This is a genomic window from Pseudomonas sp. KCJK9111 (assembly GCF_046231935.1).
Classification (GTDB): Bacteria; Pseudomonadota; Gammaproteobacteria; order Pseudomonadales; family Pseudomonadaceae; genus Aquipseudomonas; species Aquipseudomonas parafulva_B.
The window spans coordinates 1-12,334 of record NZ_JBJJMO010000096.1; the positions used below are offsets into that span (position 1 = coordinate 1).

The window sequence follows — 12,334 nt, forward strand, 5'->3', positions numbered from 1 at the left end:
GTCGCAGGTTCGAATCCTGCTGAGTCCGCCACTTTCGAAGTGGTTTTGTTATCAAGGCTGCTTCAAAAACCAGTGGTAATCTGGTCTAAAACTACCAAACGGACTCATAGCTCAGCTGGATAGAGTACTCGGCTACGAACCGAGCGGTCGCAGGTTCGAATCCTGCTGAGTCCGCCATACCCAAACAGAAAGCCCGCTCACTGAGCGGGCTTTCTGTTTTTCTCAGCTTTGCGCATTCAATCGTTTATTCAGCCATGCCCTCTGTACGGGCTCTAGGGCTCTGTGCCTGCCCGCCAAGCGCTTGGCAGGGCGCACGCGCAACCGCGCCCAATACTATTGCACCGATGGTTTCATGCGTTGTCAGAGCAATGACGCGCAAACGATTGTTATAGCCAAAAATTTAAGCGATCTGTCAGCTTGAGCAGTGTATGATTGCGCCCGTCAGCCCCGCCGGGGCTTGTGGATCACCACCATGGACTTACCCAGTAGTTACTCCCCAAACCGTTTCGTACAGATAGATCTAATCGATTGATTCCCCCGGCGTGCTCCGCGGCTGGGAGTGGAGTTCGCCTATGACGGAAGTAGAAGTAAAGAAAGCGCAAGAAAGCCTCCAGGATCGTCTGTCCCAGGTCGTCGACCTGCTTCAGCGCCAGCGCCTGGTTGAAGATGTCACGCACCGCCAGGAAGGTGCACACAACGACTTGGTAGAAAACCTCGTCCACCGGCAGAATCTTGTCGAGTTGCAACGCAAGCTCGATGATCTGCACCCCGCCGATATCGCTTACATCCTCGAAGCTTTGCCCCTCGAAGACCGCTTGACGGTCTGGCAGCTGGTGCGCTCGGATCGTGACGGCGACATTCTGCTTGAAGTGTCAGACGCCGTGCGCCAGTCCCTGATCGCCGACATGGACGATCACGAGCTGCTGGCCGCTGCCAAGGAAATGGACGCCGACGAACTGGCCGACCTGGCGCCTGAGTTGCCACGGGACGTGGTTCATGAGCTGATGGAGACCCTCGATGCTCAGCAACGCGAGCGCGTACGCTCCGCGCTGAGCTATGACGAGGAACAAGTCGGCGCGCTGATGGACTTCGAGATGGTGACCATCCGTGAAGACGTCAGCCTGGAAGTGGTATTGCGTTACCTGCGCCGTCTCAAGGAATTGCCCAACCACACCGACAAGCTGTTCGTGGTCGATCACGATGGCATTCTCAAGGGTGTGTTGCCGATCAAGCGCCTGCTGGTCAACGACCCGGACAAGCAAGTGGCCGACGTCATGGCCACCGATCCCGTGTCCTTCCATCCCGACGAAGACGCCTACGACGCAGCCCAGGCCTTCGAGCGCTACGACCTGGTATCGGCACCAGTCGTGGACAAGAGCGATCGGCTCATCGGGCGTCTGACCATCGACGAAATGGTCGACCTGATTCGCGAAGAGAGTGAGACCGAAGTGTTGAACATGGCGGGTCTGCGCGAAGAAGAAGACATCTTCGCGTCGGTCTGGCGGTCGCTGCGCAACCGTTGGGCATGGCTGGCCGTAAACCTGATTACCGCTTTCGTCGCATCCCGGGTCATCGGCTTGTTCGAAGGGTCCATCGAAAAGCTGGTTGCCCTGGCCGCGCTCATGCCGATCGTGGCGGGCATCGGTGGCAACTCCGGCAACCAGACCATCACCATGATCGTGCGCGCCATGGCCCTTGACCAGGTGTCCCCAGGCAATACCTCGCGCCTGATGCGCAAGGAGCTGGCGGTGTCCTTGATCAATGGGTTGATCTGGGGTGGCGTCATCGGCGCGGTGGCCTTCTGGCTTTATGGCAGTTGGTCGCTTGGCTTGGTAATGACGGCCGCGATGACCTTGAACCTGCTGCTCGCGGCCCTGATGGGCGTGCTGATACCGATGACCCTGACGCGCCTGGGGCGCGACCCGGCAATGGGGTCGAGCGTGATGATCACCGCAGTTACCGACAGCGGCGGTTTCTTCATCTTCCTGGGGCTCGCCACCGTGTTCTTGCTCTAACGACTCGAGGCGTTACGTCGTGCGTGACGCCCGGTTTGTCTGGATGATAAAGGCAGCGAAGAGGTCGCCACTTCAAAACAAAAAAGCCAGCATCAGCTGGCTTTTTTGTGGATGGCAGCAATGGTTTGCTTCAGGAAGCGTCCGCAGCCATTTCCACGTCATGGGCAATCAGGGCAACCAGCGCATTCTGCTGACGATGGGACAGCTGGCGGAAGCGCTGCAGCAGCTCGCGTTCGTGCAATGACAGTTCAGGGCTGTCCAGGCGCATGCTCAATTCCTCACCCAGGGCACCTTCCTGGATAAGGCTCTGTTCCAGGCGTGCAATGATCTCCGAGTTCATGCTGCGGTGGTGGTTGCGTGCTACCTCGGCGATGCGCTCACGCATCCCGTCTGGCAGGCGAACGACGAACTTGTCAGCAGTGCGGCTCGAATAAATAGCCTGTTTCATTGGGCGCATATAAATTGACCAGATTTTGGTTCAGGGGAGGCGGTTCTCAAATTGGCCGCGCGGGGTGGAAATACGACCGCCTTATCGCCAAAATGTTCAACCGGTTGTGCAGGTGGACGCTCATCTTGCCTCAATGCTGCCGTTTCCTTGGCGTCAATTCTGTGACAAATAGTGATCTGCATAAAGGCTTTATGCCAGTACCAATTGTCTGAAATGAGCACTGGTTAAAATTTTCACACGTCCAGTCATGGCCTCACGTCAGACGTATCCCCGCTAATCCTGCAAAAAACCTGAAACCTGCGCCGAAAGTAGCGTCAAACGCACAGGTTCTTAATCAGAGAGCATAGTGGCAATGCACCATGATGCAAGCTGCGCTTCGCCGTTAAAAGGCAGGCTGATTCTGTTGATCGGACCCTCTGGCGCGGGCAAAGATTCATTGATCGATGCGGCCCGCCCGCAGCTGGCGGCCGCGCATGTCGAAATAGCCCGTCGGGTCATCACGCGCTCGCCTGAAGCCACGGGGGAGGCAGCGGTAGGTGTCAGTGTCGAGCAGTTCGAACGTATGAAGCAGCAAGGCGCATTCGCCATGCATTGGCAGGCCAATGGTTTGCAATACGGTATCCCCCGGCAGGTAGATGAGTGGCTGGAGCAGGGCAGGTCGGTGCTGGTAAACGGCTCGCGCGGCCACTTGGCGCAGGCCCGTACCCGCTACCCTGATTTGCTGGCCATCCGTGTGGACGTCAGTCTCGATATCCTGCGTCGGCGCCTGCAGGCCCGCGGGCGGGAGACCCAAAACGAGATCGACCAGCGTCTGGCTCGGCATGTCAGCCTGAGCGATACGGCCGATGATGGCGCCCGAACGGTGGACAACTCGACTACGCTGTCCTCGGCAGTCGAGGCCTTGCTGGCAGTGTTGCGAGAAGAGGGCGTTATCCAGGCGCACTAGGGCTTCGGAAAAGGTTTACGCTCAAATGGCACTCCAACACATGACAAACGGCCGCACGCTGGTTAACATGCACGCCGTCCCGCTGAGCAGCGCCTGCTGCCAGTTGCCGTGTCTCAGTAGCTCAATTGGATAGAGCATCCCCCTCCTAAGGGGAAGGTTGCAGGTTCAATTCCTGCCTGGGACGCCATTTCTCCCCAGTGCCTCCAGCACTCCCTTCTCCTTCGCTCATCGCCCGTTACAAATCTACGCCTTAAGACGTATTTCAGCCCTACGTCCGTACCCCTATGCTTGGTCCCGTCAACGGTCAACCTCACAAGGCGCGCGCCGTCTTTCATCACCTCAGCAGCCCTTGGATTTTGGGCGCAGTTGCTGGTTATCCAGGAGTTTGCATGAACCAGCACGTCACCCCCGTGCCCACGGGTTTTACCCAAGAGCAGCTGCATACGCTGTTTGACCTGATCAGCGACGGTATCTGGGATTGGGATGCCAATACGGGTTATGTCTATCGCAACCCCGGCTGGTACCTCATGCTCGGCTATACGCCTCACTCCCAGGAAAACTCGGTACTGACCTGGGAGCGGTTGATCCACCCCGACGATTTCCAGCGTGTCATGGCCCACTTCGATGCCTATGTCCACCAGCGCAACGAGCGTTACCTGGTCGAGTACCGGTGCCGCTGCGCCGACGGCACCTACCTGTGGGTCGAGGACAGTGGGTACGTGATCGCACGCAACCCCGATGGCTCGGTGGCACGCATGCTGGGTGCCCATCGCAACATCGACAGCGGCAAGCGCCAACTGGCGCAGCTTGAGCGGCGTAACCAATCGCTGGAATGCCTGGTCGCCGAGCGCACGCGCGAATTGTCCTGGGTAAACGAACAGCTCCAGCGCCAGCTGGACGAGAACCGCGAGCTTGCCGAGCGGGATTCCCTGACGCGTATCGCCAACCGCTATCGGCTGGAGAGCGTGCTGAAGCAGGAGTGCGAGCGGGCCAAGCGCTTTCGGCAGCCACTGTCGGTCATCGCCATGGACATGGATGATTTCAAGCCGATCAACGACCAATACGGGCATGCGCAGGGCGACGCCGCTTTGATTCGTGTGGCCGAGACATTGCGATCGCGCCAGCGCACAAGTGACTTGCTGGCCCGTTGGGGAGGTGATGAATTTGTCCTGGTCCTGCCCCAGACGAGCCTGGAGCAAGCCTGCGCCTGCGCCGAACAACTGCGCCAGGTAGTGGCGCAGTTGGAGCCCATTGGCGAGTGTCGATTGACGTTGAGCTACGGCGTAGTGCAGTGGCGCGAAGGCGATGACACCCACAGCCTGCTGGCGCGCGCCGACCAGGCGCTTTACCGGGCCAAGGGCGCAGGCAAGAACGCCGTCGCCCAGTGACCTGACGACCCCAGGCCGCGCCAGGGGTCAAATGTGCAGTGCGTGGCCCAGCGCGCGCAGGGCGGCCTCCTGCACCGCCTCGCCCAGGGTCGGATGGGCATGAATCGTGCCCGCCACATCTTCCAGCCGCGCGCCCATTTCCAGCGATTGGGCAAATGCGGTGGACAGTTCAGAGACGGCCACGCCCACCGCTTGCCAACCCAGCACGAGGTGGTTGTCGCGGCGTGCCACCACCCGTACAAACCCCGTCTTGGACTCCAGGCTCATGGCCCGCCCGTTGGCGGCAAAGGGAAATTGCGCCACGATGCAGTCCAGCCCTTGCGCCACCGCCTGATCAGGGGTCAGGCCAGCGACGACCACTTCCGGGTCGGTGAAGCACACCGCGGCGATGGCGGCCGGCTCGAAGCGACGTGACTTGCCCGCGATGCGTTCGGCGACCATCTCGCCCTGGGCCATCGCCCGGTGCGCCAGCATGGGCTCGCCCGTCACGTCACCAATGGCCCACACGTTGCGCATGCTGGTCTGGCACTGCGCGTCGATGGCAATCGCCGCCCCATTCATGCGCAGGTCCAGGCATTCGAGGTTCAAGCCCTGGGTGCGCGGGCGCCTGCCGGCCGCTACCAGCACCCTATCGGCGTCAAGGCGCAGGGGCGAGCCTTCGCTGTTCCGGGCCATCAGGGTACCTTGTTCATAGCCTTCCACCTTGTGATCAAGGTAAACGGCGATGCCCAGCTTTTTCAGCGACTCGACCACGGGGGCGGTGAGCTCGGCGTCGTAGGTGGGCAACACCCGCTCGCGGGCCTCCACCACACTCACCTGCGCACCTAGCTTGCGGTACGCAGTGCCCAGTTCCAAACCGATGTACCCGCCACCGACCACCACCAGATGGCGCGGCACCGTAGCGGGCGTCAGCGCCTCGGTCGATGAAATGACGGCGCCCCCCAGCGGCAGCATGGGCAGCTCGACGCTGCTTGAACCCGTAGCCAGCAACAGGTGTTCGCAGCGGATGCGCTGGCCGTCGACTTCCACGTGCTTGCCGTCGAGCAGCTTCGCCCAGCCCTGGATGACCTTGACCCCGTGCTTTTTCAGCAGGGCGGCCACACCGGTGGTCAGTCGGTCGACGATACCGTCTTTCCACGCGACGCTCTGACGGATGTCCAGCTCGGCGGAGGCTACGCGGATGCCCAGTTGGGAGCCCTCGGCAAACCGGGTGGCCTGATGGAACTGCTCGGCCACATGAATCAGCGCCTTTGACGGAATGCAGCCGATGTTCAGGCACGTTCCGCCCAGCGCCTGCCCTTCGACCAGTATCGTGGGGATGCCCAGTTGGCCGGCGCGGATGGCGGCCACGTAGCCGCCGGGGCCGCCGCCGATGATCAGCAGCGTAGTTTCGATGATCGGTTGCATGCTCACTCCACAAACAGGCAGGCGGGTTGTTCCAGCAGGCTTCGCACGGCCTGGATGAACAGTGCGGCGTCCATGCCATCGACTACCCGGTGATCGAACGAGCTGGACAGGTTCATCATCTTGCGCACCACAATCTGGCCGTCGACGACCACAGGCCGCTCGACCATGCGGTTGACCCCCACGATGGCCACTTCTGGGGTGTTGACCACCGGCGTGCTGACGATGCCGCCCAGTGCGCCGAGGCTGGTCAGGGTGATGGTTGAGCCCGACAGCTCCTCGCGGCTGGCCTTGTTGGTGCGAGCGGCATTGGCCACCCGTGCAATTTCCGCTGCATTGGCCCACAGGCTGCCCGCCTCGGCATGGCGCAGCACTGGCACCATCAGGCCGTTGTCCCCTTGGGTGGCGATGCCGACGTGCACCGCGCCGTGGCGGGTGATGACCTGTGCTTCGTCGTCGTACGTGGCGTTGATCTGCGGAAAGTCACGCAGTGCCACGACCAGTGCACGGACCAGGAACGGCAATAGGGTGAGCTTGCCGCGGTCCTGGCCATGCTTGCTGTTGAGCTGCTGGCGCAGCGCTTCGAGGGCGGTGACGTCGATTTCTTCGACATAGCTGAAATGGGCCACGCGACGTTTGGCGTCCTGCATGCGCTGGGCGATCTTGCGCCGCAGGCCGATTACCGGGACTTGCTCGCTGTCGGTGCGCTTGGCATAGCCGCTGGGCGCCTGCTCACCGGTGCGTTGAGGCTGGCTGAGGAAGGCATCGAGGTCTTCGTGCAGGATGCGCCCGGCAGGGCCGCTCCCGTGCACGTAACGCAATTCAATGCCAGCATCCAGCGCGCGCTTGCGTACGGCGGGCGAGGTGAGGGGTTTATCGCTGGCCTGGCGTGGAGCCAGCGGTGCGGCCGGGCGGCTGGCCGGGGGCGTCAAGGTGGCCGGCACGGGTTGTTCCTGTACTGCCTGCTTGGGTGCTTGGCTGGCAGGCGGTGTTTCGGCCGCCTTGGCTTGCGGGGCATCCACATGGTTGCCGTTACCTTCGACCTCTATGCGGATCAGCTCGCTGCCGACCGACATCACTTCCCCAGGCTGGCCGCCCAGGGCCATGACCTTGCCGCTGACCGGGGAGGGGATCTCCACCGTCGCCTTGTCGGTCATGACATCGGCCACGACCTGGTCCTCGGCGATCAGGTCACCTACCTTGACGAACCACTCGACCAACTCGACCTGCGCGATGCCTTCGCCAATGTCCGGCATCTTGATGACATGCGTGCCCATTCAGACCTCCATGACCTTTTTCAATGCCGCACCCACCCGCGATGGCCCTGGGAAATACGCCCATTCCTGTGCATGGGGGTAGGGGGTGTCCCAACCCGTGACGCGCTCGATGGGCGCTTCCAGATGGTGGAAGCAATGCTCCTGCACCAGCGCGACCAGTTCGGCGCCGAACCCGCAGGTTCGCGTGGCCTCATGCACCACCACGCAGCGCCCGGTCTTCTTCACCGACGCGACGATGGTTTCCAGGTCAAGCGGCCACAGGCTGCGCAGGTCGATCACCTCGGCATCGACGCCCGTCTCTTCGGCCGCGACCTGGGCGACATAAACCGTTGTGCCATAGGTGAGCACCGTGACGTCGTTGCCGGGCCGGGTCACCACTGCCTTGTCTAGCGGCACGGTGTAATAACCGTCGGGTACGGCGCTTTGTGGATGCTTGGACCATGGCGTCACGGGGCGGTCGTGGTGGCCATCGAAGGGGCCGTTGTACAGGCGTTTGGGCTCAAGGAAGATGACCGGGTCATCGCATTCGATCGAGGCAATGAGCAGGCCTTTGGCGTCATAGGGGTTGGACGGCATGACCGTGCGCAGCCCGCACACCTGGGTGAACATCGCTTCCGGGCTCTGGCTGTGGGTCTGGCCTCCGTAAATGCCCCCGCCGCAGGGCATGCGCAGGGTCAGCGGCGAGATGAATTCGCCAGCGGAGCGGTAACGCAGCCGCGCCATTTCCGACACGATCTGGTCCGAGGCTGGGTAGAAATAGTCGGCGAACTGAATCTCCACCACCGGCCGCAAGCCGTAGGCACCCATGCCCACGGCCGTGCCGACGATGCCGCTTTCGGAGATCGGGGCATCGAACACCCGTGATTTGCCGTACTTGTTCTGCAGGCCTTCGGTGCAGCGGAAGACGCCGCCAAAGTATCCGACGTCCTGACCATACACGACCACGTTGTCGTCGCGCTCGAGCATGATGTCCATGGCCGAGCGCAGGGCCTGGATCATGGTCATGGTGGTGGTGGCCATGGCGGTTTCCGGGTTGATGCTGCTGTTGTGATCGTTCATTTCAGACCCCCAGTTCCTGACGTTGGCGACGCAGGTGGTCCGGCATTTCCTTGTACACGTCCTCGAACATCGAAGCGGCACTGGGAATGTGTCCGTTGGCGAGGGTGCCGTACTGCTCGGCTTCCTTCTGCGCGGCGACCACGGCAGCCTCGAATTCGGCCGTGGTGGCCTGGTGTTCTTCTTCGGACCAATGGCCGATCTTGATCAGGTGCTGCTTCAGGCGAGCGATCGGGTCGCCCAGCGGGAAGTGGCTCCAGTCGTCCGCAGGGCGGTACTTGGACGGATCATCGGACGTGGAATGCGGGCCAGCACGGTAGGTGACCCACTCGATCAGGCTGGGGCCAAGGCCGCGGCGTGCGCGTTCGGCTGCCCAGCGCGAGGCCGCGTAGACGGCCACGAAATCGTTGCCGTCCACGCGCAACGAGGCGATGCCACAGCCCACGCCGCGGCCGGCGAAGGTGGTGGACTCGCCGCCGGCGATGGCCTGGAACGTGGAAATCGCCCACTGGTTGTTGACCACGTTGAGGATGACCGGGGCGCGGTAGACGTGGGCGAAGGTGAGGGCGGTATGGAAGTCCGACTCAGCGGTGGCACCATCGCCGATCCAGGCCGAGGCGATCTTGGTATCGCCCTTGATGGCCGAGGCCATGGCCCAGCCCACCGCTTGCACGAACTGGGTCGCCAGGTTGCCGCTGATGGTGAAAAAGCCCGCCTCGCGTACCGAATACATGATCGGCAACTGGCGACCCTTGAGCGGGTCGCGCTCGTTGGAGAGCAGTTGGCAGATCATGTCCACCAGCGAAACGTCACGGGCGATCAGGATGCTTTGCTGGCGATAGGTCGGGAAGCACATGTCGGTGCGGTTCAGCGCCAGGGCCTGGGCGCTGCCGATGGCTTCCTCGCCCAGGCTCTGCATGTAGAACGACATCTTCTTCTGGCGCTGGGCGACGACCATGCGGCTGTCGAAGATGCGGGTCTTGAGCATGGCACGCATGCCTTGGCGCAGTATCTGCGGGTCTATGTCCTCGGCCCAGGGGCCCTGGGCATTGCCCTGTTCATCCAGCACGCGCACCAGGCTACCGGACAAGTCGGCGGTGTCGGCGGCTTCTACGTCGATGGGGGGTTTACGGACCTGGCCTGCGTCGTTCAAGCGCAGGTAGGAAAAATCGGTCTGGCAGCCTGGCCGGCCGGTAGGCTCGGGAACATGCAGGCGCAGGGGGGCGTACTCGTTCATGCTGTTTACGCTCGCTCGGGTATTTGTTTTTGTGAGCTTTGAAGCGGTCGCCGCTAAGTGCCGGCTCGTGACCAGCAGGTCAGCGTTAGCTACATGTTAGTTGCCCTGGCGCAGAATATTTCTCTCTAGTTGATTGCCTTTGGCGAACAGGCCAGATAAACATTCCGCATAAACACAATAAATCGGTGATTTTGTCTCATGCGCAAACTCGATCGTACTGACATCGGCATTCTCAACAGTCTTCAGGAAAACGCCCGCATCACCAACGCCGAACTGGCACGTTCGGTCAACCTGTCGCCTACGCCTTGTTTCAACCGAGTGCGGGCCATGGAAGAGCTGGGCGTCATTCGCCAGCAGGTCACGCTGTTGTCGCCCGAGGTGCTGGGGCTGGATGTGAACGTATTCATCCATGTGAGCCTGGAAAAACAGATCGAGCAGGCACTGCACCGCTTCGAGGAAGAGATCGCCGAGCGGCCCGAGGTCATGGAGTGCTACCTGATGACCGGTGACCCGGACTACCTGCTGCGTGTGCTACTGCCCAGTATCCAGGCGCTGGAGCGGTTTCTGGATTACCTGACCCGCCTGCCGGGCGTTGCCAACATTCGCTCCAGCTTCGCGCTCAAGCAGGTGCGCTACAAAACGGCGTTGCCATTGCCGGCAAACGGGATGACCTTGCGCGAATGACTGCTGTCCAAGCTCGTCGACGCCCTGTGGCCTGGCCTGATCCATTTTTTACCTGGCCATGGGCAAGGGACCATTTGATTTTGCAGCACGGGGCCTGCAACGCTTGGCGTTAGCCTTTATTCTGCACCTACAACTGCCAGCTCAACCCGGGAGCCGAAGGGATTTATGCGCACTATCTGGAAGCCGTTTCAGTCGTTGTATTTCGCTGCACTGATGATGCTGATCGGCTCGGGCCTGCTCAGTACCTACCTGGCGCTGCGCCTGGCTGCCGACAACGTCGATAGCCTGTGGGTCGGTGCCTTGATGGCGGCCAACTACTTCGGCCTGGCCGTGGGCGGCAAGGTCGGCCACCGGCTCATCGGCCGAGTGGGGCACATACGTGCCTATGCCACCTGCGCCGGTATCGTCGGCGCCGCCGTGCTCGGGCACGGCCTGACCAACTGGCTGCCGGCCTGGGTCGGGCTGCGGATGATCGTAGGCCTGGGCATGATGTGCCAGTACATGGTCATCGAAAGCTGGCTCAACGAGCAGGCGGACGTGAAGTACCGGGGCGCAGTATTCAGCGGGTACATGATCGCGTCCTACCTGGGCCTGGTGTTGGGTCAGCTGATACTGGTGGTGCACCCTGAACTGGGGCTTGAGCTGCTGATGCTGGTCGCGATGTGCTTCGCCCTGTGCCTGGTGCCGGTGGCCATGACCCGCCGCATCCACCCCGCGCCACTGCGTCCGGCACCGATGGAGCCCAAGTTCTTCATCAAGCGCGTGCCGCAGTCGCTCAGTACGGTGCTGGGTTCCGGGCTGATCGTCGGCTCGTTCTACGGCCTTGCTCCGCTGTATGCCGCCAGTCAGGGCCTTAGCACCGAGCAGATCGGTCTGTTCATGGGCTGCTGCATCTTTGCAGGGCTGGTGGTTCAGTGGCCGCTGGGCTGGTTGTCTGACCGTTACGACCGGGCGGTGTTGATTCGCAGTGTCGCAGTAGGGCTGGCCGTGGCCGCCGCGCCGTTGGCGATCCTGCCCGACGTGCCGCTGGAGTTGCTGTTCGCCATGGGCTTTGTGGTATCGCTGTTGCAGTTCAGCCTGTACCCGCTGGCCGTGGCTTTTTCCAACGACCACGTGGAGAGCGAGCGCCGCGTTTCGCTGACTGCCATGCTGTTGGTGACTTACGGCGTGGGGGCGTGCATCGGGCCCCTGGCTGCTGGCGTGCTGATGAAAGTGCTGGGCGTGCAGATGTTGTACGCCTTCTTCGTGTTCTTTGCCCTGGTACTGGTCTGGCGTATCCGTCCAAAAGCTGTCACCGGCTTGCACCAGGTCCAGGATGCCCCCCTGGGCCACGTCGCCATGCCCGCCGCCGGCTCGCCCCTGTCGGCAGCGCTGGACCCGCGTGTGGATGAGCAGACCGTGCAGGATGTGATGCAGACGCCGGTGGCGGCCGAGGACACGGAGGAAGCCGAGAAAGACGGTGAGCTGCCGCAGGAGGAGGTACAGGGGGACAAGCCGGCTTGAGTGTGACCGTAACGCGCCTTGGAGCACGTGGAGCGTTACGTGTGCCAGACGATGCACTCCGGCCTCGGTAATTTCTGTGTTCCAACCTATCGGCTGGGGCCGCTGCGCGGCCCATCGCGGCACGAGGCCGCTCCTACCCGGAAATCGGCTAGCCTTCAGGGGCGGCGCTAGGCCGTTTAGTTCGAAGGCCAGGCGTCCGCTATCTCAGCCAATACAGGACCAAGGTAAATACCGTCTTGATCCTCACCTCGCAAGTGCGATTTGAGGATCAAGACGGGGGTATGTGTGATTTTGAACGTTTAGGCAGCAACTTGAGCACGAAGTCAGAGACATGAGCTGTCTTGCTCTTGCTTCTAAGCGCGCGGTAGCCCAGGCC

General features: G+C 61.9%; 10 protein-coding genes and 2 tRNA genes. 7 read left to right on the plus strand and 5 right to left on the minus strand.

What is annotated here, in order from left to right; genetic code table 11:
* Positions 1–100 precede the first annotated feature (100 nt).
* Positions 101–177: transfer RNA gene (locus tag ACK59L_RS20555), tRNA-Arg, on the plus strand.
* Positions 178–572: 395 nt separating this feature from the next.
* The gene (gene mgtE / locus ACK59L_RS20560; protein WP_058605568.1) at positions 573–2,015 is read left to right on the plus strand and encodes a magnesium transporter; all 1,443 of its coding nucleotides are present in this window, start codon (positions 573–575) and stop codon (positions 2,013–2,015) included.
* 130 nt (positions 2,016–2,145) lie between these two features.
* Here the strand turns inward: mgtE and ACK59L_RS20565 are convergent, their stop codons facing one another.
* A complete protein-coding gene (locus ACK59L_RS20565) occupies positions 2,146–2,472 on the minus strand; it encodes an Arc family DNA-binding protein (RefSeq protein WP_027915923.1) in 327 nt (108 codons plus the stop codon).
* A gap of 343 nt (positions 2,473–2,815) precedes the next feature.
* Between ACK59L_RS20565 and phnN the strand changes: the two genes are divergently transcribed.
* The 3 genes from phnN (at position 2,816) to ACK59L_RS20580 (ending at position 4,797) form a co-directional block, all read left to right on the plus strand.
* Positions 2,816–3,409 carry a phosphonate metabolism protein/1,5-bisphosphokinase (PRPP-forming) PhnN gene (gene phnN, locus ACK59L_RS20570; protein WP_196135371.1) on the plus strand — a complete coding sequence of 198 codons (594 nt, stop codon included), beginning with the start codon at positions 2,816–2,818 and terminating at the stop codon, positions 3,407–3,409.
* 110 nt (positions 3,410–3,519) lie between these two features.
* Positions 3,520–3,596: transfer RNA gene (locus tag ACK59L_RS20575), tRNA-Arg, on the plus strand.
* Between the two features lie 202 nt (positions 3,597–3,798).
* Entirely contained in the window at positions 3,799–4,797 is a 999-nt protein-coding gene (locus ACK59L_RS20580) for a diguanylate cyclase domain-containing protein (RefSeq protein WP_409275721.1), read from the plus strand.
* Positions 4,798–4,824: 27 nt separating this feature from the next.
* On the opposite strand, the gene lpdA is transcribed toward ACK59L_RS20580, so the two are convergent.
* From lpdA to ACK59L_RS20600, 4 genes are read right to left on the minus strand one after another with little or no spacing between them, the layout of a single operon-like run.
* Positions 4,825–6,204: a dihydrolipoyl dehydrogenase gene (gene lpdA / locus ACK59L_RS20585; RefSeq protein ID WP_409275723.1), complete on the minus strand. Its 1,380-nt coding sequence runs from the start codon at positions 6,202–6,204 to the stop codon at positions 4,825–4,827.
* Between the two features lie 2 nt (positions 6,205–6,206).
* A complete protein-coding gene (locus ACK59L_RS20590; protein ID WP_409275725.1) occupies positions 6,207–7,478 on the minus strand; it encodes a dihydrolipoamide acetyltransferase family protein in 1,272 nt (423 codons plus the stop codon).
* Entirely contained in the window at positions 7,479–8,537 is a 1,059-nt protein-coding gene (locus ACK59L_RS20595) for an alpha-ketoacid dehydrogenase subunit beta (protein WP_392515589.1), read from the minus strand. It abuts the gene before it with no gap.
* A gap of 1 nt (position 8,538) precedes the next feature.
* A complete protein-coding gene (locus tag ACK59L_RS20600; protein ID WP_058605562.1) occupies positions 8,539–9,771 on the minus strand; it encodes a 3-methyl-2-oxobutanoate dehydrogenase (2-methylpropanoyl-transferring) subunit alpha in 1,233 nt (410 codons plus the stop codon).
* 198 nt (positions 9,772–9,969) lie between these two features.
* On the opposite strand from ACK59L_RS20600, the gene bkdR reads away from it, so the two are divergent.
* Together bkdR and ACK59L_RS20610 are read left to right on the plus strand one after the other, a co-directional pair.
* Entirely contained in the window at positions 9,970–10,455 is a 486-nt protein-coding gene (gene bkdR, locus ACK59L_RS20605) for a Bkd operon transcriptional regulator BkdR (RefSeq protein WP_023533792.1), read from the plus strand.
* 165 nt (positions 10,456–10,620) lie between these two features.
* Positions 10,621–11,958, plus strand: a complete 1,338-nt coding sequence (locus ACK59L_RS20610) for an MFS transporter (RefSeq protein WP_409275728.1) — start codon at positions 10,621–10,623, stop codon at positions 11,956–11,958.
* The last annotated feature ends 376 nt before the right edge of the window (positions 11,959–12,334 follow it).